Origin of the sequence: Leeuwenhoekiella sp. CH_XMU1409-2, assembly GCF_037029365.1 — a bacterium.
Taxonomy (GTDB): domain Bacteria; phylum Bacteroidota; class Bacteroidia; order Flavobacteriales; family Flavobacteriaceae; genus Leeuwenhoekiella; species Leeuwenhoekiella blandensis.
Genome location: NZ_JAYMEI010000009.1, coordinates 30,997 through 56,085, shown reverse-complemented (window position 1 = coordinate 56,085; position 25,089 = coordinate 30,997). Strand labels below are relative to the sequence as shown.

Here is a 25,089-nt window from a genome sequence, read left to right as displayed (position 1 = left end):
TTGAATCTGTGCTTTTTAAAATCATCGCACTACACAATCGTTGTAGTACAAGAATTCTAAATTTTAAAACTTTTTATACTTGTTTGCTTTTTAACGAAAACGATCTCGATATCGTTTTCACTAAAACGTTTTACTTTTGTAAATCTAAACGTTTTTCTTTAAATCAAAAATTAAATGTTGAAGCTTGATTTAAATATGCTGTTCTAAGATCAAAGTTCTATAGTGATCAAGGCTTGAAATAAGCATCAAAAAACAGCAAATGATACTTGATCGCATCCCGCCAAACATCCCACGTATGACCACCGGGCGTAGTTAAAAATCGGTGCGGAATATTCATATACTCCAGTTTGTTATGAAGTTTTACATTGGCATCATAAAAGAAATCTGCCGTCCCGCAACTAATTATGAGTTGTAAGGCATTGGGCGTTAACAATGATGTCATATTGATCACGCTATTGGCTTCCCAACGTTCTTGATGCGCTGCATATGTTCCCAAATATTCTGAAATTTCCCAGTTATTTGGAAAGGGTGTAATGTCTACGCCTCCACTCATACTTCCCACAGCGCCAAAAACATCCTGATGTTTAAAAGCCAGATACAACGCACCGTGACCGCCCATACTCAAGCCGGTAATGGCTCTTCCGGTTCGGTCTTTTATGGTATTGTAGGTCTTGTCTATCCACACCACTAATTCTTCAGCTACATAAGTCTCATATTGACTTTCAGGTTTTATCTCGCTGTCAAAATACCAACTGTTATAATTTCCGTCAGGACTCACAAAAATCATCTGATACGTGTCTGCCAATTCCAGCAATTGTGGAGCTCGCTTTGGCCACTCGGTATAATTTCCGGAATGGCCGTGGAGCAAATAAACCACAGGATATTCTTTTGAGGTATCGTAAGCATCTGGAGTTATAACCATTGCTTTAATGTCTTTATTCATCGCAGCGCTGTGCGTGGTAACCGTTTCTAATTTACCTGCATACGTAAGCGTAGAGATAAGCAAAAACAAAGCTAGAATGACTTCACGTATACTTCTCATACTTTTCAAATTTTCAAATTAATTCGGGAATACATCTGTTGCCTTGGCCATAGTATTCCATTCTTCTTGCATCGCTTTTAAACGCTCAGGATATTTTGCTGCGAGATTATTCATTTCTGTACGATCTTCTTTCAGATTATACAATTCCCAATCTGCATTACCGTCAAGCTTAACGAGTTTCCAATCGCCCTGACGTAAGGCTGCTGCACCAAAATGCTCCCAAAATAGCGTTTCATTAATCGGTGCTTCTTCTGTATTTGTAAAAGCCGAAACCATACTTTCTCCCATATACGGGTCGATCGTATTTCCATTGAATTCCTCCGGATAAGTCGCTCCTGAAAGCTCCAATAAGGTAGGCATAATATCAATAATATGCGCTGCCTGTGATTTCACAATGCCCTGTTCTTTGATTCCTGCCGGCCAGTGTACAATGAAAGGCGAAGTGATTCCACCTTCATAAACGCGGGCCTTCCAGTATCTAAACGGAGTGTTGGCCACATTTGCCCAAACCGGACCAATACCAGACATCACTGTTTCTGGTCCCGGAAGATGTTCTTCACTTTTCTTTACAGGATAGTGAATTTCGCGCCCATCACGTGTTTCTGAAGGACGGTCAAAACCAATGCCGTATTGTGAAGGACGCTCAGAACTTGCCCCATTGTCTGACATAAACATAATTACGGTATTATCAAGTTGGCCGGTTGCTTCCAACTTGTCAATGAGTTTCCCGATGTTTTGATCCATTCGATCAATCATTGCGGCGTGAACCGCCATCGCACGGGAATCCCAGTTTTCATTCTCATTTTCTGCCCACTTCAAGTCGGGAAACATAAACTCAGAAAGTTTGGTTGTGTCTCCTTTAAAAATACCTTTCTCAATAAGTTTTTTATAGCGTTCTTCTCTAATTTTTTGCCAGCCTTCGTCGTAGACCTGCTCATACTTCTTGATTTCTTCCTCGGGTGCCATTAAGGGCCAATGCGGTGCACAATGGGCCACATAAAGAAAAAAGGGCTTTTCTTCTCTTACAAAATGGTCAACATAAGCAACGGCAGAATCGCCGATGGCATCAGTATAGTAGAAATCTTTTGGAACCTCTTTTACCGGCTCTGTACCATTTACCAAAGCAAACGGATCAAAATAATCTACCACTCCCCAAATGTTTCCGTAGTATTTATCAAAACCACGCGCTGTAGGATAGGTATCTAAATCTGAAAACGTTTCCTTTTCTGTCTGATGATTTAACCACTCGAGCTGCTCATTTCCACCCAAATTTTCTGTTGGTGAAACGTGCCACTTCCCCACCATTCCGGTTTGATAGCCGGCAGTTTTTAAAACTTCAGCTAGGGTTACGGTTTGTTCATCAAGTCGACCTCGATATCCCGGAAGGTTACGATCCATCGTCATCTGACCTATCCCCGCCTGATGCGGATATTGCCCGGTGAGTAATGCCGCGCGAGAAGGGCAACATCTCGACGTGTTATAAAAGGCATTGAAGCGTAAGCCATTTTCTGCAAGACCATTCAAGGCCGGAGTATCTACTTCCCCACCGTAACAGCCTAGATCTGAAAAACCTAGATCGTCTGCCATAATTACTACAATATTGGGTTTTTGTGGTGTTTCTAAAGCAGTCTGATTTTCAGAAGCCGAATCATTTTTACAATTGATGAAGAAAAGTGAAAGTGTAGAAAAAAGACAAATCTTTCTACCTAATGGTTGTATCTGGTGTAACATGTTTAAAAAACTAAAACGTTTTACTTTTGTTGTAAATGTATTCTTTTCAAATCAAAAAATCAGGATTCCCGTTTTAGAAAATCCTGATTTCCAATTTTAAATGTTATGCTGAAGCCTATTCATTAAGCGCATTGATCACTTCGGTATTGATCTTATTAACGCGCTTGACATCTAACTTATCTATATCGCGATCGTAAGTCATTAAACCGTTAATCTCTCCTTCTACATCGGTAGTTTGTGTGTAGATCGCTCCAGAGAATCCGGCGCTTACAAGTTCTTTCAGCTTTTCTGCATAAGCTACATATTCATCAGTTACCTCTTTTGAGTTATTGAATTTTACATAACCCCAATTGTTTCCGGTTTTCCAAAGATGTCCTTCCAGTGGAAGTCCGATTCCTCCATACTCTCCTATTACATTCACACGATTGGCATCGTACAAATACATATTAGGCGCAGGATAATGGTGTAAATCCAGAATGTCACCGGTCTGGAAGAAATTACCTCCACTAGCAGAATTTACCAAACGAGAAGGATCATATTCATTGGTCCAATCTGTAATTTCAACAGTCTTGAATTGCCCCCAAGATTCATTAAATGGCACCCAGATCACGATACTTGGATATGAATAGAGATAATCCATTATTTCTTTCCACTCTTTACGGTAGATCGCTTCTGATTGCGCGCTGCGCTCAAACTCGTTTCCTTTATGGTAATCGCGATTTTGCCAGTCGTGCGAATTATCACCGTTAGGCATATCCTGCCAAACTAAAATACCCAAACGATCACAGTGCGTATACCAGCGTGCAGGCTCCACTTTCACGTGTTTACGTATCATATTATAACCGTATTCTTTGGTTTTTACAATATCGTATTTAAGCGCCTCATCAGTTGGTGCGGTGTATAAACCGTCAGGCCACCAACCTTGATCAAGCGGACCAAACTGAAAGTAATCCTTATTATTCAGTTGCATACGCATAATGCCTTTATCATCTCTTTTCTTAGAGATCTTACGCATTGCGAAATAACCCTCAACCGCATCCTGAGTCTTTCCGTGGTCTAGAAGTGTGATTTTAGTATCGTATAAAAACGGAGATTCTGGCGACCATAATTTAGCATCCGGAACAGCCATCACAATAGGTTCACCAACGGCTGCCTTAGTGGTTGCAAGGGTTTTATTTCCGTCAAGAATACTAACCTCAACAACATCACCGTATGTAGTTCCTGCAGCGGCCACTTCAAAAGAGATCGTGCTTTGATCAATATCTGGAGTCGTGTGTACCTCTTCGATATGCTTTTTACTCACAGGCTCTAACCAAACCGTTTGCCAAATCCCGGTTACCGGTGTGTACCAGATTCCGTCAGGATTTTTCACTTGCTTTCCTCTGGGTTGAGGACCGTCGCTGGTAGGATCCCAAACCTTAACGGTGAGCTCTTGTTTTCCGCTCTTTAAAAACGGACTAATATCAAATGAGAATGGCGTAAACCCTCCGGTATGCGAACCTATTTTCACTCCGTTCAACCAAACTTCGGTTTCCCAATCAACCGCACCAAAATGCAATACTACTTCTTTATTCTTCCAATTTGAAGGAACTGTAAATTCTCGGTTATACCATACCTCTTGATCTGCACCCACTTCTTTCATCACGCCAGAAAGACTTGACTCTACCGGAAAGGGTACCAAAATTTCTCCATCAAAACTTTTAGGAGCAGCAGCTCCTTTTTTCTGAATACTATATTCCCAAAGACCATTTAGGTTTTGCCAAGCATCACGCTCCATAATTGGCCGTGGATATTCTGGCAACACGTTATTGACATCAATTTGGGACGCCCATTTGGTTTTGATCTTGTCTCCGGCCGGTTTCCACTGTGCCGTGAGTGTCGATGTAGCAAAAGCCAAAATGGCTAAAACTTTAATTTTTTTCATCTTAAATACTAGGATTAAAATGGACGTCTCTATAAATTACAACGTTGTAATTCTGAAGAACACCATACATTTGTTTTTCAAAGTACGTTATAGAATCACCTAATTTTATCAGGATTTCGTATCAATTTGGTATTAAATTCATTCAAAATCAGCATATTTTTAAATTTCACGGGTATTGTGAGACGATATGTTGAGATGCTGAACTGTATTATTGTTTTGATAGCTGTATCTTTTAACCCATAAATATTCAGGTTTTGAAATACATTATTTATTCGCTTTTTTCACTCCTATTTTCGACGCAACTGCTCTTAGGTCAGGACTACTATTTTGAACATTACACGGTAGAAAACGGTTTGTCGCACAACACCGTTTTGTCTTCCCTTCAGGATTCTAAAGGATTTTTATGGTTTGGGACCAAAGATGGTCTCAATCGCTTTGACGGATATGCCTTCAAACGATTTCAGAATAAACCCAATGATCAAAAGCATTTATTAGGAAATTATGTAGAATCGCTTTTAGAGTACGACGGCAATATTTATGCAGGAACAGATAATGGTTTATTTAGATACGATTATAAACTTGAGAATTTCACTTTATTAGAGGGAACCGAAGACATCATCATTCAAGACCTGGAGTACGATGGCGACGGTAATATCTGGTACATTGGTAATGGTACGCTTTATAAATACGACACAGCAAACCATAAAACCTCAGACTTTCCTACCAGCAATTATTTTGTTGCGACCAAACTCTTAAAAACTCCTGATGATGGCATTATTGTTTCCAGCCTTGACGAGTTGTACCGCTATGACCCGACTGACGCGAGTTTTAAACATTTAGGCTTTCATATAGACAACATCGAGCTTTCGGCATTTAACATCAATAAATTATTGATGCTTGATGAGCGCACCATATTGATGGGTACGCACAATTTTGGAGTACTGGCTTTTGATTTAAAAACCAAAGAATCACGCCCGTTCCTTCCGGTTGAAAATCCGTTTTACATTCACGATCTGGTGCTAAAAAACGATGATGAGCTATGGGTTGCTTCAGAATCAGGAATTCATATTTTCAACATCAAAACTAAAGCTTATACCAATCTCAAAAAAAACATCAGTGACCGTTATGCGCTTTCAGACAATGCAGTCTATACGTTAACTGTAGATAATAATGGTGGCGTTTGGGCGGGAACCTATTTTGGCGGAATTAATTATTTCGCACCTGCGTATCGCTTCTTTAAAAAATACTTTCCAAAACCCGGTCAAAATGCCATCGTAGGTAATGCGGTAAGAGAAATTAAAGAGGACCAAAACGGGATGTTGTGGATAGGTACCGAAGATAACGGAATGAGTAAATACAACCCTAAAACAGACCGTTTTACCAACTTTAAGTCAAAAGAGGATGGCGGTATTTTAACGCATCACAACATACACGCTTTGATGCCTGATGGTGACCGTATTTGGGTAAGCTTTTTTGATAACGGGATTGATGTTATCGACATTAATACCAATCGCGTACTCAAACATTACCAAGTTGGTAATTTAGGGAAAGAGCGCAATAATTTTGTATTCTCCCTCATCAAGAGCAGTAGCGGTCGAATTTACGCGGCAACCGTACGGGGTGTAAAATATTATGACCCTAAAACCGATAGCTTTATCCTTTGTGATCAGTTTCCTGAAAATTATCATTATACCTCTTTTATAGAAGATCATAATGGCGTGTTATGGGCCGGATCCTATTGGGCTGGCTTGTACTACTACAATCCAAAAACCGGAGAAAAAGGCTATTATCAAGAAGAAAATGCACAAGATAAAACCATAAGTCATAATCATATTAACGGAATCTTTGAAGATGATACGCAGCGCCTATGGGTTACTACTGAAAGCGGACTCAATCTATTTAATCCACAAACCGAAACTTTTGAAACCTTCACCACAAAAGATGGATTTCCCAGTAATGTGTTTTATGCCATCGTCGAAGATGATAAGGGTAATTTATGGGCAACCACTGCCAATGGACTCACCGCTTTTGACCCGGAACTTAAAGGCATTAAAACCTTTACCAAAGCTCAGGGGCTTTTAGGAAATCAATTCAATTACAATAGTATTCATAAAGATGAACAAGGTCGCATTTACGCAGGTAGCGTTAATGGAATGATACGCTTTGATCCTGCCAGTTTTATCCAAGATGCTCATAAAGCACCCTTATATTTGACAGGCTTGCAGATCAACAATAAAGAGATCGCTGTGCAAGAAGAAGGTGATATTCTACTTGAGTCTATGGCGAGTCTTGACAAACTTGTTTTAGGGCCAGAGGACTCCTCGTTTAGTATTGATTTTGCTGCGTTAGATTATACAGCGCCAGAAATGACGCGCTATTGGTACAAACTCGATGGCTTGTCTAATGACTGGATCGATCTGGGAAATAACAACACGGTACATTTTACAAAACTGAATCCCGGCAATTACACCTTAAAAGTTAAAGCGCGTAACAGTAACGGTGTCTGGAGCGAAGAAAGCAAACCACTTGCTATAGAGATCCTGCCTCCTTTTTACCTTACCAATCTTGCTTTTGTGTGTTATGTTGTTTTTGCGATTTTAGGCATTGTAGCCGTTTTTAGAGTTTACCATTTATACCTCGCCCGTAAAAATAACCGAAGAATCAAGCAAGCCAACGACAAAAAAGAAAAAGAAGTATACCAGGCTAAAATTGAATTTTTCACCAATATCTCACACGAGATTCGCACACCACTAACGCTTATAAAAAGTCCGTTAGAGAAAATTCTCAAGTACAAAGATGCTTATCCGGAAATCGCCGATAATCTAAAAATCATGAACAAGAATACCAACCGTATTCTTAACCTGGTGAATCAGCTACTCGATTTTAGAAAGACCGAAATTGAAAATATGAGCCTCTCTTTTGTAAAGACCGATGTGAGCCAGTTGGTACACAAAACCCAAAGTCGCTTTACCGAAGCAATAGCTGATAAGGAAATGCAACTTCATCTTGATCTCGCATCTGACGTTAATGCAATTGTTGATCCTGAGGCTCTGAAAAAAATATTGAGTAACCTGATGAGTAACGCAATCAAATATGGTGAAAAGCATATTTATCTTCAACTGGAAAAGACCGAAACAGACTTTAGCATCATTGTAAAAAATGACGGATACTTGATTCCCGAGACGATGAAGCAAAAGATTTTTGAACCTTTTTATCGCTTATCTGAAGGACAAAATCAGGCAGGTACCGGGATTGGTTTGTCTCTGGCACATTCGCTTAGCGAGATGCACGACGGCAGCCTAAAACTTCAAACAAAGAACGATGGCTTAAATACTTTTGTCGTTACGCTTCCGCTGCATCAAAAGAAACATTTTGAACTCTTCGATCCTAAATCAGAAACCGAAGAACCTCTTAAAACTCCCGAAAAACCGGTTAAACCTTCCGCAGAAACAAAACCTGTGGTAATTGTAGCAGAAGATAATCAAGACCTCCGGGAATTTGTGACCAAAGAACTTCAAGAAACCTATCAGGTTTACGCCGCTCCCAATGGTGAAATAGCTTTACAATTGCTTGAAGAGCATAGTGCGCATCTGGTAATTAGTGATATTGCAATGCCTGTAAAAGACGGCTTTACCTTGTGCCGTGAAGTAAAGACCAATATAGAAACCAGTCATATCCCTGTGATTCTACTCACTTCAAAAAATGCGCTTTCGGCTAAAATTGAAGGTCTTGAGTCTGGTGCAGATGCCTATGTAGGCAAACCCTTCTCGGTAGATTTCCTAAAGAAACAAGTGGCGAACCTCATCGAGAATCGCAAGCACATTATGCAGCATTATGCGACTTCTCCTCTAGCGCATATGCGCAGTATGGCCAATACCAAAACAGACGACGCTTTCATCAAAAAACTAGATGAGACTATTGCCAATAATATGGCCGACTCTAATTTGAATGTTGAAACTCTGGCCGAAATCATGCATATGAGTCGTTCTACCTTGTATCGCAAAATTGCCGAAATCACTAATTTAAGTCCGAACGAACTCATCAATATCTCCCGCCTTAAAAAGGCCGCAGAACTGCTCAAAACCGAGAATTACAAGATTTATGAAGTTGCAGAAATCGTAGGTTATAATTCGGCTACGAGTTTTGGTCGTAACTTTCAGAAACAATTTCAAATGACGCCATCAGAATATGTTAACAGCAATCAATCTATTCTATAAAAAAAGCCCGGAAATCCGGGCTTTGTAAATGCTTTTGAGGCTTAATAACTATTCGTCTTTTTTGATAAAAATGTAATCCCGTAACTCCGACTGGCGTAAGCCTTCGATCAATTCTGCTACGGTGAGCGCATTTAATTTTGCTCCGTCGTGACTCGTGTGCGTATGATCATCCGGGAAAAACTCAGCTACTTTTTCTTTACCCATAGCTTCGTATTTCTGAGCTACCGCTTCATTTAGATTTAAGAAATGTCCGCCGGCCTGATCTACTGCTTCTTTAGCCCATTTCACATAGGATTCGGTTGGGCGTTCCACCTTTCCGTTAGGCCATTCGTTACGCGGAATCATACTCAATACGATTGGTGTAGCTCCGGCTGCTTCGGTCTCTTTGATGTATTGTTTCATATACCAGCCGTAGGTATGCACGGTTTCGATACCTGTACTATCGCGCTGGACGTCTTGAGTTTCATCACCCATCCCTTTTAGAGAACCCCGATATTTAGGCTGATCTACACGCCCGCCATCATTATGCCCAAATTGCATCAACACAAAATCTCCGGGTTCTAAACGCTCTTTCACTTCATCCCAAAGCCCTTCGTATCTAAAAGTACGGCTGCTTCTTCCGCCTCGCGCTTTATTATAAACGGTCATTCTGGTCGTGTCTACATGCTGTGAAAAATACACACCCCAACCTACTTTACCGTCCTGGCCGTTGCTGGCCACTGTAGAATCTCCGATGATGAACAAATTGCGCTTTCGCGGAAGCGTGATCTCAGGATTTTCAAGCACATATTCTTTTAACGAATTATCACTTTCCTGAAGTCCTTCTGCGATCAAAGAAGCTGCTAAAACCGCTCCTTTAGCCGAAGTATGCGTGTGGTCCCGCTTGTAAAAAAGGTTTCCGGTTACTGCATCTTCACCTTGAGCTTCCATTGCAGAAGCCATTTTATCATTAAGATTGATGAAAGTTACTCCCTCTTCTTCAGCGATTTGTTTTGCCCAACCGCCATAGCTTTTATCATTACGCGGTACTTGACCATCCTTCCAGTCATTGCGCGGAATTGGCGCCATAACTACAGGAATAGCTCCTTTAGCCTTTGCTTCGGTAACCACTTTACGAATGTACCAGCCATAACTGTGTACAACTTCATGCTCACCGGTAAGCATATTGTCTATTTCTTCAGTTTCTTCGCCGGTTCCTTTGATGGTTCCGCGTGCGCGAGAATCATCATTAAGCGCTCCGCTATCGTTATGTCCAAACTGAATCAACACATAGTCACCTTTTTGTAAACTGTCTAACACCGGCTGCCAAAGCCCTTTGCTTTGAAAGGTACGACTGCTCGTCCCACCCAAAGCGTGATTTGCTACCTTAACTTTTGTGGTATCTAAAAACTGACCAATAAAATCGCCCCAGCCCCAAAGACCGCCATCTCCTTTACCGCTTCCATTTTTAACTGTAGAATCACCCACGCAATACACGGTAGGTTGTTGCGCTTGCGCAGTGTCACAACTCGTAAAAAGTACTGCTGAAAAAAGCACTAAAAATGCTGAAAGTATTCTCATATCTATAATTATTTAAAGTCTACATCTGTTCTAAAGTCAAACCAAAGTTTCATCGAGATCCCGTCGTCACCACTTTTGATCCTAATATTTGAAGGCTGACTGCTAGGACCTTGTTGCGATAAAGGTTTAAAGGCACGTTGCCCCGGAATCTCATACATAAAAGAGATATTCCCCGGAGGAAATGAAGGCTGAAAATGACTGCCTCTAAATCCGTTTTGAGCTTCATCTGGTGTAAATAAACGCAAGAATAATTTATCGCTCTCGCTAAACACCTTAAAGCTATTGTCTCCTGCCTGAAGATTTCCAGCAAGGAAATTTGCATAAAACCCTTTAAACTCCGGGTAAATCATATTTTCAAAACTCTCTCCTGTAATGGTAGTGTTGTATTCTTTTTCCCAGATACCGTACTCAATACCTTGTAAGCGATTACGCCACGTGTGATAAGGCCCGCGACCAAATAGTGTTATGCCTTCAACGCCTTCTTCAGGAAAGTCAAAGGTGATCCCAAATTTGTCGATATCGCCTTCATAAAATGCCCCGTCAAAACCACTGTTGCGACCTGCATTTTTAAGTGCAATCATTTCCATATGTACACGGCCATCAGGATACATCGTCCAGGTAATGTGATCTATCCCACCGTTATAATCTATTCGGCAAACTGCATTCTTATCCTCCTGGGTTAAGGTAACCTTTTCTACTTCAGCTTTCATCCCAATGGGTTTGGGACCGTTTACAAAAGGAATATTCCTTTTTTGGCTGTTTACTTCTGTGATATACCCTGTTTTGGTATTCAGTTTTAAGGTGACTTTTTCACTTTTTAAAGTAACCAGATTTTCTTCTTGTGTAGCTTTCGCCGATTTCTTAACCGCTTCTTGATAGATCAACTTATCAGCAAAATAATCTGCTTTATGTATCGCCCAAGTCCAGGTATAAATCTCACGCCCATGCTGATCTGTTGCTGTAATTTCAAGCCAATCTCCTTTAAAGAAATCCGCTGCTACCGGCATTGTGATCTTTCGGGTTTCTCCGGGTACGGCATCCGGAAGATCGATCGCTCCAGAAGTTACAACCGTCGCCTTGGTATTGGGATTGTACATTGTTTCGGCTCCGGCTTCCATCACCCGATAATCCATTTTCACCGTATTCAGGTTGGTAAATAAATACGCATTGGTGACAAGGAAACTTCCGTCAAAGGTTTCTGTGATTGCTTTCGGTTTAAATTGTACAGGTGCCCAAACTTCTTTCACCGTATAAAAACTGCCTTCTTTCTCCCGATGCGGACCTAAAACACCATCGGAAGCAAGGTTGCCTTTGGAGTCAAATTTCTCTTCGCCGGTCCAGTCGGTTCTCAGCACAGCTTCATCGCTATACACCCACATAAATCCACCGGCAAACAACGGACTTTCACTATAATGTTCCCAGAAATCTTTGAGTCCGGCTCCTATCCCGTTGTCATAAGTTCCGTGCATAAATTCGGTAGGAAAAAATACATTTTCTCCACTTCCAAAGCGGTGCACACCGGTTAAATAGGTTGGATAATGATGCGTATCCCAACCGTTATAATCAGACCACGGATGGATTACAATTCGGTTTTGCGGGTCGTGTTGTTGAAAGTCGTCGTCCAGTTCGTAGTTCCATCCGCCTTCATTTCCCTGATCCCAAATGATCACCGAAGGATGGTTTACATCACGATCTACCATTTCTTGAACCAATTGCGTTCCTGTTTTGGTATCGTACCCATTCTGCCAACCGGCGAGTTCGTCGAGCACAAAAAGTCCTAAAGAATCACAGGCTGCCAGAAAATGATCATCAGGCGGATAATGGAAACGCACTGCGTTCATATTCATATCCTTGATCAGGTTTACATCCATCACGCTGATGCGTTTACTGGTACTGCGGCCACCTTCCGGCCAAAAGCTGTGACGGTTAATTCCTTTCATCACGATTTTGGTTCCGTTCAGATAAATACCGTCGCGTTTTCTAAAATCTAAGGTTCTAAAACCAATGCGTTCTGAAACTTCATGCACGGTTTTCCCATTTTTTTGTAATTCCAGTTTCAGCGTATATAAATTAGGATTTTCAGGATCCCAAAGTTTTACGTCGCTCCATTGTGTAGCGATGGTTTGCTCTGTTTCGGCAGTTAGGTCAATGGTTTTTACCTCAAAAGTTTCATTCCCTTCTAACGGATGCAACGAGGCAAGGATTTTTAGATTTTCTGAAGGATTCACCAAATCGACAACAGCTTTTAGACTGCCATCCATTTGCGCATCAACTGCAATATGATCAATATGTGTTTGTGGTTTTACCTCGAGCCAAACCGGGCGATAAATCCCGCCAAACAGCCACCAATCGGCCTTTCGCTCTGCGTTATTAACGCTTCCAATTTCTGAGTGTTTCCAAACGTGAACCTCTAAGATATTCTCTTCTCCAAACTTCAGAAACTCTGTAATATCATATTCAAACTCATAGAAACCTCCGTGATGTTTAGGTCCCACGACTTCTCCATTCACTTTCACTTCGGTATCGGTCATCACACCTCCAAAATGAATAGTAACAAGCTGTCCTTTTGCTGAAGCCGGCATTTCAAAATCAAGCTTATAAAAACCTTCTTCTTTACTCGGTTCATCTTGCTCCAATTCTTTATACCACCTACCGTAAGTATACTCACCAAACCCTTGTAATTCCCATTGTGAGGGAACTTCTATGGTAGACCATTTACCACTGTTATTACCTTCAGAAACTTTAAAATCCCAGGTTTTAGGATGTTCAAAATCGGGACCCGAAAGCATTATTTTATCGGTTTGCTGAGCAAAAACAAAGGTGCTCGTCGCCAGTAAAAAGATAGAAAATAAGCGTGTTTTTAAATTCATAAAGTGGTTATTAGATTTTTAATTTCCGTCAGGTTTTAAAGCTTCAAACAAGCTGCTGAAGGGTATGGTATACGTTTCTGGACTGTTGGGTCTTTTAGGATTGTATTTTGGGGTATCTTCTGCGATATAATTTTTCAATTCTGAATCACTCGCTCTTAGTCCACTCACAACCGCAAGGGCAACTTCATTAGCACCAAAATTGCTAAAATGCGTATTATCTTCAAGTTCATCACTTTGCCCAGGGAACATATTTGCCGCATACTGTACAAAGGCTTTTCTAGATAATTGTGGTCCCCAGGATTCATACATTTTGGTGGTCATTTTTGTAAGATCTATCAAAGTGACCGCTTCCTTTTTGGCTACTTTTCGCATAGCATCGGGAAATTCGCCGTGCGTGGGAGCTAATTCTTTACCGTCAAAAGCTCTGCGCTGTGTAGGTGTGCTAAGTATAGGAATACCTCCTTTTTCTTTAATGCGCTGAATAAAATCGGTCATTATTTCGGTATAAAGACCATAGGCACCACCACCCTCGCCCTTGATCTTTTCATCATTATGACCAAATTCAATTATAACAAAATCATCGGCTTTCAACTGGCTCAAGATCTTCTCGATTCGACTTCCTCTAAAAGACGCCAGTGAAGCACCCGAAGAAGCTTGATTGGCAACAGCGATGTCCTCGTTTAAATAGGCCGTTATAAATTGCCCCCAAGAAGCCCAAGGCTCCAGATCTTGATCTGTCACGGTAGAATCTCCTGCGAGAAATAAAGTTCTGGTGTCTACACTTTCAATGATAATAGACTGTACCGTACTTGTTCCCAAAAACTCTAAAGTGAGTTTGTGATCCCAATCTAATTTTACGAGTTCGCGGTCTTTCAGTTTTACCTTCTTACCGGTTTCAATGATCGGGTTAAACACACTTACGGTAAACGACTGCGTAACCTCATCTTTAGTACCTATCTGTTCCTGCGGAATAAATAAGCGCTTTGATTCTGCTTTTACCGTCATCTCGGTATTTTTTCCTGATAAAGTTACGGTAACCTTATAATTTCCTTCAGGAAGATCTACCGAAAAGTAAACCGGAATACCAGCTGTAAAACCTTGCTCTTGCATAGCCACACGATAGGCGGTACCAAAATCAAAGCCATAGCGCATATCTGAATTATAGGGCAAAGCCGTTCCTACATAAGTTGCTTCAGGCAGGTGTTGTTCTTGGCCAAAATCAAAAACCTTTTTGATCTGTTGCGCCTGTACGTTTATTTGCAACCCCAATAAAACTAATAGTATATAGCATGCGTTTATCTTCTTCATCTTTTATAATTTATGCATTGTAGGCTGCGGCCAATCATCTGTTCTAAAGGGTGATGCCGGCAAACCGTGAGCGTTAAACAAAAGTACTTCAGGGCTGTTTTTCCAACCGAACCTCACAGCCTTAGGTTGCTCCACCGCTTTGCTAAAGACAACTAGATGATCATTTTCTATTTGCGCTTCGGCCTTATAAAAAACACCATCGGCACCTGCAATCTCAAGGTCTTTTAAGGCATCTCCTTTAATATTCAGCCCATTACTGTGCTTAAAATAGATTTCGATCACTGCATCTTTGATCAAGTAATGATCATAAAGCGGGCCAGAAAACGCGATATTCTTGGAGTAGGTATTGGCTAACGCCCAAGAGGCAAGCCGTTTACCTATAGGTTTTTTATTGCGGGGATGTATATCTTTTGGGTTGCCGTGATCTGCGCTTACGACCATTCCGCTATTTGGAATACGGTTTAAGGCCAGAAGTTGAGCTTCTCGTATTTCAGGAGTCTGCCCATGATGCGGTGCGATTTGCACATAGTAAAACGGAAAATCTCCTTGCTCCCACAGGTCTCGCCAATTTTTTACCATTGCCGGAAATAAACTGCGGTATTGATAGGCGCGATCTGCGTTGCTTTCGCCCTGATACCAAATAGCACCTTTAATTTTATAGTTCAAAAGCGGATGAATCATCGCATTATACAAGACGTAGGGAGCTTTATTTGCTTCTGCTTTTTTGGGTTTTTCAGGTGGCGTTGTCCCTGCTTGTTGTGCGCTATTGTACGCTGCTAAAGCTTGTTTATATGCGTGTTGCTTCAGCTCCTCTCTGTCTAAAATAGGCTGAAAATCTGGGTGCTGCTCCAACACCTCTTTTTGCATCCAGGATTCTACTTTTGTACCACCCCAAGACGAACTGATCAAACCTACAGGTACCTCAAGATCTTCAAGAAGATCACGCCCAAAAAAATAAGCTACAGCTGAAAAATCTGCAGCAGTTTCTGGAGTGCACTGTTGCCAATGTCCCTTAACATCAAGAAGCGGTTCTTGTGCTGCTGCAGTAGCCACTGTAAATAGTCTAAGATTGGGCAATTGAGCTTGAGCGATTTCCTTTTCAGAATCAATAATCCCGGTGCGCCAGGAGCTTCGTGCATCTTTCCCTAGAGGAAAAAACATATTAGACTGCCCTGAGCATAGCCAGACTTCTCCCAGCATCACGTCTTGCAATTCGATGCTATCTTCACCCGAAATTTTGATTGAATATGGTCCGCCAGCTGTAACCGTAGCCACATTTACAGACCAGTTTCCTGAATTATCTGCGGTGGCCTCCAACGCCTCTGCCTGCCAACCAACCTGAATCTGGATTTTTTGGTTAGGAGCGCTCCATCCCCATAAGGTAACGTTTGCGTTCTGCTGCAAAACCATATGATCCCCAACTAATGCGGGAAGTCGCAGCTGTGCGCTAGCAAAACAGCAAATAAAAAAACAAGAAGCAACGAGTACAAGTCGTAATTTTTGGCAAAAATGCATCATACAAATTGATAATTCTGCCTAAAAATACAATGCCCTTTTAAGTAAGGCATCCTGTACTGTTCTGATAAGCGTATTGATTACAGTTATTTAAAAACTACTTATACCGAGTTGCGCTCGATATACTTAAAAACGTTCTTTACTTTTTCCTTTTTATTCTTGAGCACCATATAAGCAGCCGTCTCTCCCATTGCCTTAAAATCTGTACTGATCACCGTGATGCCAAGCAATTCTTTAAGCGGCGTTTCATTATAAGAGATCACGCCAACATCTTTACCCATAGTCAGGTTGCGCTCACGTATTTGACGCACCAGATTTACAAGATCCATTTCTTCAATAGTAATATAGACGTCTTTGCCTTCAAACTCCATATCTTCATAAATCTCGTTTAGAATTTCATATTCAAAATCATATTGCATACAAAACTGTCTAAACCCGTGTAGAATGCGTCGTGGATAAGGATGACTGAGTTTCTCGGGATAAACCAATATCAATTTTTCATACTTCTTTAGTTTCTCTTTTCCCTCGATCAAGGCATTGTAAATATCCTCCTTAAAATCTTGATAAATAGAACCGTAGTTCCCTTTGATCTCTGGTTTTGTATTGTCTACCATCAACAATTGATCTTTGGGAATACGTTCGATCGCTTTTAAAACTTCAGGAGTAAAACTGACGTGATTAAAATCGTTATCCTTAAAATGAGGCATGATAACATAATAGTTATACGCTCCCAGATTCTTCTCAATCGCATTCACAAACAACGACTCTTCACAATGATAAATGTATAGGTTAACGTGCGCATTAACGCCTAGGGTGTTCACAAAATGATTAAAGATCATCATCTTGTAAGAGCTGGGCTTGTTCACTAAAAAGAATACATTGATCTTAGAGATCAATTCGGTTTTTGCGGTGTAATAGCCTTTTCCTTTAACCGAAATAATCACCTTCCGCTCTTTAAGAATCTTATACGCTTTCTCTACCGTATCTCTACTCAAATAGGCAGACTCGCTCAATTCATTAATCGATGGGATCTTCTCTCCTATTTTTAATTTCCCCTTGGCAACATCATCAATAATCGAATCAACAATTTGCTTGTATTTGGGTATACGGGAGTCTTCATTAATACTAATGTGAACATTTTGAGACATAATGCGATAAGCGTGTGTTTGTTTGTGTTTTGTAAAACTAATCAAAAGATTAGCGTATTAAAAGATTTATGTTGCAGTACAGCACAGGATGCTATCCTATTTGTTAACATCTATTTTTGAAACAGATGCTTTAACCTTTACAAACTAAAAATGGAAAAAACTTTTAGCCACGTAGATTATCTTTGGGATGAACAAAAGGCGGCAGAATTAGGCGACGATCAGGTTGCTTTATTCTTATACCGCTCAAACATCCTTGGCGCAGATTTAAGAATAACAAATTACGGCGGCGGTAATACCAGCTGTAAAACCATAGAGAAAGACCCTCTTACCAATGAAGATGTAGAAGTAATGTGGGTAAAAGGTTCTGGTGGAGATATAGGAACTTTAACCAGACAAGGTATTGCAGGCCTTTATACAGAGCGTCTGAGAAATCTTAAAAATGTTTACGGCGGTCTCGAAGATGAAGACCGTATGGTTGGGCTTTTTAATCATTGTATTTATGATTTAGACTCGAAAGCACCTTCTATTGATACGCCACTTCACGGATTACTTCCTTTTGCACACATCGATCACCTGCATCCTGATGCACTTATTGCCATTGCTGCAGCTGAAGATAGTGAGAAAATCACCAAAGAAATTTGGGGAGATACAATGGGTTGGGTGCCTTGGCAACGTCCGGGATTTGACCTTGGTCTTCAACTGGAAAAATGCCTGAATGAAAACCCTGGAATACGCGGAATTGTTTTAGGAAGCCACGGACTTTTTACGTGGGGAGATACTTCTTATGAGTGCTATATCAATAGCCTTGAAGTGATCGAAAAAGCTTCTTCTTATATTGAGAAAAAGGTAAAAGAAAACGGAAGCGTGTTTGGTGGGCAAAAAATTGAAAGTTTACCGGCAGATCAGCGTAAAGATCAGGCTGCTAAATTAATGCCACTTCTACGCGGACTTGCTTCTTCTGAAAACCGAATGATAGGTCATTTTACTGATAGTGACACAGTACTTCAGTTTATCAACAGCAATGATCTTGATAAATTAGCTCCAATGGGAACTTCGTGCCCAGACCACTTTTTGCGCACCAAGATTCAACCATTGATCTTAGACTTAGATAAAGATGCAGATCTTGACGATACCGAAGCGGTGCTAGCTAAATTAGAACCTTCTTTTGAACAATACCGTCAAGAATATAAAGACTATTACGAAAGCTGCAAACACGATAACAGCCCGGCGATGCGTGATCCTAACCCTGTGATCATCATTTTTCCGGGAGTGGGAATGTTCAGCTTTGCTAAAAATAAACAAACCACACGTGTAGCAAGCGAATTCTACATCAACGCGATTAACGTAATGCGTGGTGCAGAAGCGATTACCAGCTACACTTCATTACCACGCCAAGAGGCATTTGACATCGAATATTGGTTGCTTGAAGAAGCAAAATTGCAACGTATGCCTAAAGAGCAACCCCTTTCTCGTAAAGTAGCTTTAGTTACCGGTGCTGCCGGCGGAATTGGTAAAGCGATCGCAGATAAACTTGTTGCTGAAGGTGCCAATGTGGTACTTACCGATATGAGCGACGAAGCCTTAAAAGAAGCTGTTGCGACGTATAAAAAAGATCAAGTTGCCGGTGCCGTTTGTGACGTTACCAGCGAAGAAGCGATTAAAAAAGCCTACAAAGAAGCTTGTTTAGCCTTTGGTGGTGTAGATATTGTAATTCACTCTGCGGGATTAGCAATTTCTAAAGCTTTAGAAGACACCACTCAAAAAGATTGGGATTTATTACAGAATGTGCTTGTTAAAGGGCAATTCTTAATGGCTCAGGAAGGTGTTGCGATTATGCGCAAGCAAGGCTTAGGCGGTGATATTGTGAATATCGCAAGTAAAAACGGACTTGTTTCAGGACCTAATAACGTGGGTTATGGTACTGCAAAAGCCGCTCAACAACATATGACACGTTTACTCGCAGCAGAATTAGGCAGTGATAAAATACGTGTAAATACCGTAAACCCTGATGGTGTTATTGTAGGTAGCAAAATCTGGGAAGGAGCTTGGGCTGAAGGTCGTGCAAAAGCGTACGGCATAGAAGTCAAAGATTTACCTGCACACTATGCAAAACGCAATTTGCTTAATGAGATCATCCTGCCAGATGATATAGCAGATGGAGTTTTTGCTTGTGTGGGCGTACTGCAAAAAAGTACCGGAAATACCATCAATGTTGACGGTGGTATGGCTAATGCTTTTGTACGCTAATTTTAATTGAATTGTTTTTAATTATCAGAAACTCCAGATTCTGTTTTTAGTCTCAGGAGTTTCTGTTAATTTAATATCCTCCAAAATTGTCTTCCATGAATATCGAAACACAACAACTACAAGATCTCAACGCAAAAAACCTTTCTACTCATAAATCCCAATTCGATTTCCTAACTCAAACGTTGTCGAAATCTAACATTGATGTTAATCAGGTTATTCAAAAATTAGCCGATTTTCAAGTGGCGATTCCTAGCTGGGCATTAGGGGCCGGTGGAACCCGCTTCGGAAGATTCTCTTACGGAGGAGAACCTGCTTCTTTAGAGCAAAAGATTGAAGACATCGGGCTTATTCATAAGCTTACCCAAACCGCAGGAGCTGTTTCATTACACATTCCTTGGGATGTGCCTGAGGATTATAATGCGATAAAAGAACTCGCTGCGATCAACAAGATCAAGTTTGATGCGGTAAACAGCAACACCTTTCAGGATCAAAAAAATCAAAAGGAAACCTATAAGTACGGTTCGCTGAGTAATACCAGTGCCGCTGTACGTGAGCAGGCAATTGCGCACAACAAAGAAGTTGTAGAGATCGGAAATAAACTAGGATCAAAAAGCTTAACCGTTTGGTTGGCTGACGGGGCTTCTTTTCCCGGGCAAAACAACTTTCAAACTGCATTAACCCATACCCAAAACAGCTTGATCTCGATCTATGAAGATATGCCGGCTGATTGGAAAATGTTTATCGAGTATAAACCTTATGAGCCGTACTTCTACAGTACCGTTATTCAAGATTGGGGAACCTCGTTAATGCTTGCTAACGGTTGTGGTGAACGCGCCTATACCTTGGTAGATTTAGGACACCACCTTCCAAACACCAATATCGAACAAATTGTTTCCATTCTTATGCTGAAAGGAAAACTTGGAGGTTTTCATTTTAACGACAGTAAATATGGTGATGATGATATTACCGTAGGAAGCATCAAGCCATATGCCCTCTTCCTCATCTTTAACGAGTTGGTTTACGGAATGCAAAACAATCCACAAAACCCGGAATTGGGTTGGATGATCGATGCGAGTCATAACCTCAAAGATCCGCTTGAAGATTTGATTCAATCGCTTGAAGCCATTCAGGAAGCCTACGCAAAAGCGCTCTTGATCGATCAAGATGCTTTACGAGCAGCTCAGGAAAATAACGATGTTACCTTGTGTCAGGAGATTTTACAAACCGCTTACCGCACAGACGTACGCCCATTAGTTCAGGAGGCGCGTCTAAAAACCGGCGGAGCACTTAATCCTATTGCAGCCTATCGCGAACTAGGTGTGCGTGATGCGCTTATTAAAACCAGAGGTAAAAACACAGTGGCAACGGGACTATAAACTGCAAGCAAGAGTTAATGAAGAAGACAGTTACGGCAGTATTTGATATCGGAAAAACCAACAAGAAATTCTTCCTTTTTGACGACGAGTTTCAAGAGGTTTATCGTGAATACGTTCAGTTTGATGAAATCACAGATGAAGACGGGCATCCTACCGAAGATCTTTCAGCACTTCGCGATTGGTTAAAAACGGTTTTTGACCGCATGCTTAAAACTGAAAAGTATGAGATCAAAGCCATAAATTTCTCTTCATACGGGGCAAGTCTCGTGCATTTGGATGAAAATCGTGATGTGATTTTCCCTTTGTATAACTATACGAAATCGATTCCACAGAATATTATTGATAGCTTTTACGAGAAATACGGTCCGGAGGCAGATTTTCATCAGAAAACAGGTTCGTCTAGCTCGGGAATGCTCAACGCCGGGATGCAACTCTATTGGTTGAAAAACACCAAGCCTGAAGTCTTTAAAAAAATCAGGTATTCGTTGCACCTTCCGCAGTATTTAAGTTTTGTGTTTACAGGAATTCCGTTGAGCGAGTACACCAGTATAGGTTGCCATACTTCGCTTTGGGATTTTGAAAAAAGAGATTACCACGATTGGGTATATGCCGAAAACTTAGATCAGATCCTCCCTCCTATCGTTTCTACCGAAACGAGCATCAATATGAATTATAACGGCAAACGTATTAAAATTGGCGTAGGTATTCATGACAGTTCGGCGGCTTTGCTTCCGTATGTACGCAGCCTTAAAAATCAATTCATTTTGATCTCGACCGGAACGTGGAGTATCGCGCTCAACCCATTTGTAGAACGTACGTTGAGTAAAAAAGACGTTGCAGATGATTGTATTAATTATATGCGCATCAACGGTAAACCGGTTAAATCGGCACGCTTATTTTTGGGCAATGAATACAGCATTCAGGTTAAAAAATTAACCGAACATTATCAGGTAGATAAGGACTATCACAAGACCGTAAAATTTGATCCTGAAATTCATTACGAGATCGTTAAAGAATTTGAGAAAATCTTCAAATGGGAATCTATAGAAGATCCTGAAATGCCTGAAGAAACCCATTTGCGTTACACCTCATTTGAGGACGCCTATCACCATTTAATGATGGAACTCGTGCTGCTTCAAGTAGAGAGCATCAAAAGCGCCAAAGGGAATATGACCATCGAAAAACTCTTTGTTGACGGTGGTTTTAGCGATAACGATATCTATATTCATTTGTTATCGCATCATTTCAGAACGATGGAATTGCGTACCACAGATTCTTCGCTGGGATCTGCCTTAGGCGCAGCAATTTGTATTTCTGACACCCAACTGAACTCTAAATTTTTAAAGAAAAATTATTCGATGAAAAAGCATATTCCTTTCATCGCTAAATAACTACTATGGCTAACTCCTTTGACACTGCATATCCATCGGTTGATGATTTACGCTCCAAAGCAAAAAAGCGCGTTCCTGCCTTTGCTTTTGAATATCTGGATGGTGGTTGTAATGAAGATGTAAGCATACAACGCAACACTTCAGAAATACGCGATGTACAACTACAGCCGCGTTACCTCAACAATTACGGACAAAGCTCAACGAATACCAAAGTACTTGGGATGGAATTTGATGCGCCTTTTGGTATCGCTCCAGTGGGATTACAAGGGCTAATGTGGCCTAATTCACCCGCAATCTTGGCTAAGGCAGCGCATAAAAATAATATTCCCTTTATTCTGAGTACGGTAACCACAATGAATATTGAAAAGGCAAGCGAACTTACCGAAGGAAATGCGTGGTTTCAGTTGTACAATCCTGTTGAAGACGCGGTGCGCAACGACATTATAGATCGAGCCGAAGCTGCCGGTTGTCCGGTTTTAGTACTGCTGTGCGATGTACCGACTTTTGGTTACAGACCTCGAGATTTTAGAAATGGGCTCGCACTTCCACCAAAAATGTCTGCTAGAAATATTATGCAGATTTTGGGTAAACCTACTTGGGCATTTAACACCCTTAAACACGGTCAACCCACCTTTGAAAACTTAAAACCCTACACGCCTGAAGGTTTAAACCTGAAACAACTGGGCGCTTTTATGGACCGTACGTTTTCAGGAAAACTCAACGAAGAAAAAATAAAACCCATCCGCGATCGCTGGAAGGGAAAATTGGTACTTAAAGGTGTGCAATCCTTGCAAGACACTCAAGATGCCATAAGAATGGGCTTTGACGGAATCATTGTTTCTAACCACGGTGGCCGCCAGCTGGATGCTGCACAATCAACGATCAATTCATTAAAAGAAATTGCAGCCACCTACGGTGATCAAATTGAAGTGATGATGGACAGCGGTTTACGCTCTGGACCAGATATCGCACGTGCGATGGCTTGCGGTGCAAAATTCACCTTCATGGGACGCTCCTTTATGTACGGCTGTGGGGCTCTAGGCAATAAAGGTGGAGATCACACCATCGGGATGCTCAAAACCCAATTCAAACAAGTGATGGATCAATTGGTGTGCGAGCGCGTTGAAGATCTACCAAAACATTTAATAACCTCCTAACTATGTCGCAATACACTCAAGAAGAAGAAACTATAGAGGAAATCGCCGGTGGTGAATTTGAACGCCAGGCGGTACCTCAATCCAGACTACAAAGTTGGAAGGCATTTTTAGGAATGTACGCCGGAGAGCACGCAGCAGGTACCGAATTTGTAATCGGGCCACTATTTCTCACCACCGGCGTTAGTGCTTTTGACCTAATCGTTGGGCTGCTCATCGGGAACTTGATGGCGGTGTTAAGCTGGCGCTTTTTGACGGCAGAGATCGGAACCAAGTTTCGATACACGCTGTATTTCCACCTTGAAAAAATCTGCGGAAAACGTCTGGTAACGGCTTATAATCTTGCCAATGGCGTCCTCTTCTGTTTTCTTGCAGGAGCGATGATCACGGTTTCAGCTACAGCAGTAGGGATTCCATTTGATATGGAAATGCCCAAACTCACCGATACGACTCCCAACAGTCTTACCTGGGTGATCATTGTGATCGCTATTGGTGCTGTGATTTCCATAATTGCTGCAAAAGGATATCAAACTGTAGCAAAAGCCGCAAACTGGATGTCTCCGGTGATCGTGCTGGCGTTTATCGCTTGTGGTGTAGTGGCGTTGATTCAATTAGATGTGCATAGCTTTACTGACTTTTGGAATATTTGGGGAGAAGGAAGCGAACCTTTTCCGGGTCAAATAAAATACACCTTCTGGCACGTCGTGTTATGGTCTTGGTTTGCCAATGCTGCAATGCACATTGGGATGTCTGACCTCTCCGTTTTCCGCTTTGCGAAAAAACCAAGCGCAGGTTGGACGACCGCCGGTGGAATCTACATAGGGCATTATGTTGCCTGGATCGCGGCAGCATTATTATATGCTGTTTATTTAAAATCACCAGAAGCTCAAGCGATGCTGGCAGGCGGTGAGGCACCGTCAGTAGCTCCGGGACCTTTAGCTAATAATGCTATTGGAATTTTTGGAATTATTGCTGTCATTCTCGCAGGATGGACGACTGCAAACCCAACCATCTATCGCGCCGGACTTGCATTTCAAGCCATTATGCCAAAGGTTTCAACTTTTTGGGTCACCATAATCGCAGGATCTGTAGCGACGATTGCAGGTTTATTTCCTGCTTTTGCAATGAAATTATTAGGTTTCGTAGCACTTTATGGATTCATTCTTGCCCCGATTGGAGCGATAATCGTATTTGATCATTTCTTTGGTAAGGCTGCGGGAATTCAACCGTTTTATGCTGAAAAGACCGGGGTAAAATTCAACTGGGCAGTATTTGGTGCTTGGGCATTAAGCTTTGGTGTCTTTTATTTTATCTCAGTTCAGTATGATGTATTCTTATCCTTCCTAACCTTACCGGCCTGGATAAGCTGCGGAATTCTGTTTTTAATTTTCAGTAAATTTTATCAAACAAAAACTGCTCCTGTGAGCACTTAAAGTATAACGCTTAGGTAAACTACCTCAGGGCAAGCCAAGGAGTTTAACCCTTTGGCGGTGCCAATAAAGCGTAAACAATAATTATTTGTGTGTGTAAATGGTCGTCAATCTCGCAGGTGGCGGCCATTTCTTTTTGATAACCCATTACAAAACAGGTAGGAACAGGATACGTT

14 protein-coding genes are annotated in these 25,089 nt (G+C 41.3%); 6 read left to right on the top strand and 8 right to left on the bottom strand.

Annotation, left to right across the window (positions count from 1 at the left end; all coding sequences use genetic code 11):
• Positions 1–226: 226 nt before the first annotated feature.
• The 3 genes from WA338_RS11050 to WA338_RS11040 form a co-directional block, all read right to left on the bottom strand.
• Positions 227–1,042, bottom strand: coding sequence for an alpha/beta hydrolase (locus tag WA338_RS11050; RefSeq protein ID WP_009781030.1), 816 nt, complete (start codon positions 1,040–1,042; stop codon positions 227–229).
• A gap of 18 nt (positions 1,043–1,060) precedes the next feature.
• Positions 1,061–2,773, bottom strand: a complete 1,713-nt coding sequence (locus WA338_RS11045; protein ID WP_009781031.1) for an arylsulfatase — start codon at positions 2,771–2,773, stop codon at positions 1,061–1,063.
• 115 nt (positions 2,774–2,888) lie between these two features.
• Complete coding sequence (locus WA338_RS11040) at positions 2,889–4,697, bottom strand: glycoside hydrolase family 2 protein (protein WP_273017042.1); 1,809 nt, start codon at positions 4,695–4,697, stop codon at positions 2,889–2,891.
• A 254-nt stretch (positions 4,698–4,951) separates the two neighbouring features.
• Here WA338_RS11040 and WA338_RS11035 point away from each other — a divergent pair, with 254 nt between their 5' ends.
• On the top strand, positions 4,952–8,914 hold the full coding sequence (locus tag WA338_RS11035) for a hybrid sensor histidine kinase/response regulator transcription factor (protein ID WP_009781035.1): 3,963 nt from the start codon (positions 4,952–4,954) through the stop codon (positions 8,912–8,914).
• Between the two features lie 48 nt (positions 8,915–8,962).
• Here the strand turns inward: WA338_RS11035 and WA338_RS11030 are convergent, their stop codons facing one another.
• The 5 genes from WA338_RS11030 to WA338_RS11010 all read right to left on the bottom strand — a co-directional run bounded on the left by WA338_RS11030 (position 8,963) and on the right by WA338_RS11010 (position 17,315).
• The gene (locus WA338_RS11030; RefSeq protein ID WP_009781036.1) at positions 8,963–10,474 is read right to left on the bottom strand and encodes a rhamnogalacturonan acetylesterase; all 1,512 of its coding nucleotides are present in this window, start codon (positions 10,472–10,474) and stop codon (positions 8,963–8,965) included.
• Positions 10,475–10,482: 8 nt separating this feature from the next.
• Entirely contained in the window at positions 10,483–13,344 is a 2,862-nt protein-coding gene (locus WA338_RS11025; protein ID WP_009781037.1) for a glycoside hydrolase family 2 TIM barrel-domain containing protein, read from the bottom strand.
• 18 nt (positions 13,345–13,362) lie between these two features.
• Positions 13,363–14,652, bottom strand: coding sequence for a rhamnogalacturonan acetylesterase (locus tag WA338_RS11020; protein ID WP_336093346.1), 1,290 nt, complete (start codon positions 14,650–14,652; stop codon positions 13,363–13,365).
• Positions 14,653–14,655: 3 nt separating this feature from the next.
• On the bottom strand, positions 14,656–16,170 hold the full coding sequence (locus tag WA338_RS11015) for a sialate O-acetylesterase (protein ID WP_273017045.1): 1,515 nt from the start codon (positions 16,168–16,170) through the stop codon (positions 14,656–14,658).
• 98 nt (positions 16,171–16,268) lie between these two features.
• Positions 16,269–17,315 (bottom strand): GntR family transcriptional regulator, encoded by a 1,047-nt coding sequence (locus tag WA338_RS11010; RefSeq protein WP_009781040.1) that lies wholly within the window; start codon positions 17,313–17,315, stop codon positions 16,269–16,271.
• 150 nt (positions 17,316–17,465) lie between these two features.
• Between WA338_RS11010 and WA338_RS11005 the strand changes: the two genes are divergently transcribed.
• The 5 genes from WA338_RS11005 to WA338_RS10985 all read left to right on the top strand — a co-directional run bounded on the left by WA338_RS11005 (position 17,466) and on the right by WA338_RS10985 (position 24,916).
• A complete protein-coding gene (locus tag WA338_RS11005) occupies positions 17,466–19,562 on the top strand; it encodes a bifunctional rhamnulose-1-phosphate aldolase/short-chain dehydrogenase (protein ID WP_009781041.1) in 2,097 nt (698 codons plus the stop codon).
• A 95-nt stretch (positions 19,563–19,657) separates the two neighbouring features.
• Positions 19,658–20,938, top strand: a complete 1,281-nt coding sequence (locus WA338_RS11000) for a sugar isomerase (RefSeq protein WP_009781042.1) — start codon at positions 19,658–19,660, stop codon at positions 20,936–20,938.
• Between the two features lie 17 nt (positions 20,939–20,955).
• Positions 20,956–22,329: an FGGY-family carbohydrate kinase gene (locus tag WA338_RS10995; protein ID WP_336093343.1), complete on the top strand. Its 1,374-nt coding sequence runs from the start codon at positions 20,956–20,958 to the stop codon at positions 22,327–22,329.
• A 5-nt stretch (positions 22,330–22,334) separates the two neighbouring features.
• Positions 22,335–23,486, top strand: a complete 1,152-nt coding sequence (locus tag WA338_RS10990) for an alpha-hydroxy acid oxidase (protein ID WP_336093342.1) — start codon at positions 22,335–22,337, stop codon at positions 23,484–23,486.
• A 2-nt stretch (positions 23,487–23,488) separates the two neighbouring features.
• Positions 23,489–24,916 carry a purine-cytosine permease family protein gene (locus WA338_RS10985; RefSeq protein ID WP_273017047.1) on the top strand — a complete coding sequence of 476 codons (1,428 nt, stop codon included), beginning with the start codon at positions 23,489–23,491 and terminating at the stop codon, positions 24,914–24,916.
• Positions 24,917–25,089: the final 173 nt, after the last annotated feature.

Coding starts and splice junctions, on each gene's coding strand:
- WA338_RS11050 (WP_009781030.1), bottom strand. CDS start 1,042: ATGAGAAGTATACGTGAAGTCATTCTAGCTTTGTTTTTGCTTATCTCT.
- WA338_RS11045 (WP_009781031.1), bottom strand. CDS start 2,773: ATGTTACACCAGATACAACCATTAGGTAGAAAGATTTGTCTTTTTTCT.
- WA338_RS11040 (WP_273017042.1), bottom strand. CDS start 4,697: ATGAAAAAAATTAAAGTTTTAGCCATTTTGGCTTTTGCTACATCGACA.
- WA338_RS11030 (WP_009781036.1), bottom strand. CDS start 10,474: ATGAGAATACTTTCAGCATTTTTAGTGCTTTTTTCAGCAGTACTTTTT.
- WA338_RS11025 (WP_009781037.1), bottom strand. CDS start 13,344: ATGAATTTAAAAACACGCTTATTTTCTATCTTTTTACTGGCGACGAGC.
- WA338_RS11020 (WP_336093346.1), bottom strand. CDS start 14,652: ATGAAGAAGATAAACGCATGCTATATACTATTAGTTTTATTGGGGTTG.
- WA338_RS11015 (WP_273017045.1), bottom strand. CDS start 16,170: ATGATGCATTTTTGCCAAAAATTACGACTTGTACTCGTTGCTTCTTGT.
- WA338_RS11010 (WP_009781040.1), bottom strand. CDS start 17,315: ATGTCTCAAAATGTTCACATTAGTATTAATGAAGACTCCCGTATACCC.
- WA338_RS11005 (WP_009781041.1), top strand. CDS start 17,466: ATGGAAAAAACTTTTAGCCACGTAGATTATCTTTGGGATGAACAAAAG.
- WA338_RS11000 (WP_009781042.1), top strand. CDS start 19,658: ATGAATATCGAAACACAACAACTACAAGATCTCAACGCAAAAAACCTT.
- WA338_RS10995 (WP_336093343.1), top strand. CDS start 20,956: ATGAAGAAGACAGTTACGGCAGTATTTGATATCGGAAAAACCAACAAG.
- WA338_RS10990 (WP_336093342.1), top strand. CDS start 22,335: ATGGCTAACTCCTTTGACACTGCATATCCATCGGTTGATGATTTACGC.
- WA338_RS10985 (WP_273017047.1), top strand. CDS start 23,489: ATGTCGCAATACACTCAAGAAGAAGAAACTATAGAGGAAATCGCCGGT.